Origin of the sequence: Neoroseomonas rubea (assembly GCF_016106015.1) — a bacterium.
Classification (GTDB): domain Bacteria; phylum Pseudomonadota; class Alphaproteobacteria; order Acetobacterales; family Acetobacteraceae; genus Neoroseomonas; species Neoroseomonas rubea.
In genome coordinates this window covers 1-1,594 of sequence record NZ_JACADQ010000554.1, presented here as the reverse complement: position 1 = coordinate 1,594, position 1,594 = coordinate 1, and the positions used below count along the sequence as shown (strand labels likewise).

2 protein-coding genes are annotated in these 1,594 nt (G+C 69.4%); both read left to right on the top strand.

Annotation, left to right across the window (positions count from 1 at the left end; genetic code table 11):
* Nucleotides 1-333, top strand: a 333-nt coding sequence (locus HW577_RS24775; RefSeq protein WP_419956609.1) for a hypothetical protein, incomplete at its 5' end; no start/stop codon positions are given.
* 3 nt (nt 334-336) lie between these two features.
* A complete protein-coding gene (locus HW577_RS24770) occupies nt 337-1,578 on the top strand; it encodes an HlyD family secretion protein (protein ID WP_198378753.1) in 1,242 nt (413 codons plus the stop codon).
* Nucleotides 1,579-1,594: the final 16 nt, after the last annotated feature.

Below are 1,594 nucleotides of genomic sequence, written 5' to 3'. Positions count from 1 at the left end.
CCGCTGCTGGTGGGCACCGGCATCTTCCTGGTTGTTGCCGTGATCTGCTTCGGCATCCTGTTCCTGCGGCTGCACACGCTGCCGGAACGCATGGCCCATGGCAGCAAGAAGATGCAGTTCGAGATCGTCGCGGTGCTCGGCCTGCTGGCGTTGTTCACGCATGTCCACCTGTTCTGGGTGATCGGGCTGCTGCTGGCCCTGATCGACATCCCGGACTTTACCGGGCCGCTGCGGCGGATTGCCGGGGCGAACGAGAAGATGGCGGGCCTGCCGCCCGGGGATGACGAGGACGCCCGCGCCGGACGAACCGGCCATGCCGAGCGGGAGCACTGAGCCATGCTCGAGCTCATGATCTGTTCGATGCTGACGCTGCTGCCGGACTACCTGTTCCGCCGCTATGCGCAGGGCAAGCGGATCGGGCGGGAGATCACGCTGTATTCGGTGTGGTTCGAGCTGCGCTGGGGCCTTGTCACCTGCGTGCTGCTGACGATCAGCCTGATCACCGCCGTCTTCTACTTCCACCCGAGCACGACCTATGTGAACGCGGTGTTCCGTTCCGTGCCGATCGTGCCGCAGATCAACGGGCGCGTGGCCGAGATCTACGTACGCGGCAGCGAGCGCGTGGAGGCCGGGACGCCGCTGTTCCGGCTGATCGACGACACGCAGCGCACTGCGCTCGAGACCGCGCGGCGCGCCATCACCGAGGTCGATGCGGCGACCGTGATGGCCCAGGCGGACCTGCTCGGATCCCAGGCGCGGGTGCTTGAGGCGCAGGGCGCGCTCGACCAGGCGGAGGACGAGCTCGACACCAAGGTGCGGCTGAACCGCAACGCGCCGAACCTGGTGGTGGCGCAGCGCGAGATCGAGCGCCTGCAGGTGCTGGTGGAGACGCGGCGCGCGGGCGTGGCGGCGGCGATGGCCGCGCAGCAGGGCATCGCGGCGCGCATCTCGGACCAGCTGCCCGCGCAGCGCGCGAGCGCCGTGGCCGCCCTGGCCCAGGCGCAGGCGGAACTCGACAAGACCGTCGTGCGCGCGGGCGTCGGCGGGCGGGTCGAGCAGTTCCTGCTCCAGGTCGGCGACGTGGTGAACCCGTTCATGCGCCCCGCGGGCGTGCTGGTGCCGGACAATCTCGGCATGAGTGGTGCGCGGCTGGTCGCGGGGTTCGGGCAGATCGAGGCGCAGGTGCTGCGGCCGGGGATGGTTGCGGAAGCGGTGTGCGCCACGAACCCCTGGGTCGTGATCCCGATGGTGGTCACGCAGGTGCAGGGCTTCATCGCCGGCGGGCAGGTGCGCAGCAGCGACCAGTTGCTCGACATCCAGCAGTTCAGCCGTCCGGGCACGGTGCTGGTGACGCTCGAGCCGCTCTACGGGAACGGGCTCGACGGGGTGCTGCCGGGCAGCAGCTGCATCGCCAACGCCTATACCTCGAACCACGAGGCGCTGGCCCAGCCCGGGCTGGGCACGCTGCGGCGCTTCGCGCTGCACGGCGTCGACGCGGTGGGGATGGTGCATGCCATCCTGCTGCGGATCCAGGCGGCGCTGATGCCGTTCAAGACCCTCGTTCTGTCGGGACATTGACGATGGAGCAGCCTGA

Coding starts and splice junctions, on each gene's coding strand:
- HW577_RS24770 (WP_198378753.1), top strand. CDS start 337: ATGCTCGAGCTCATGATCTGTTCGATGCTGACGCTGCTGCCGGACTAC.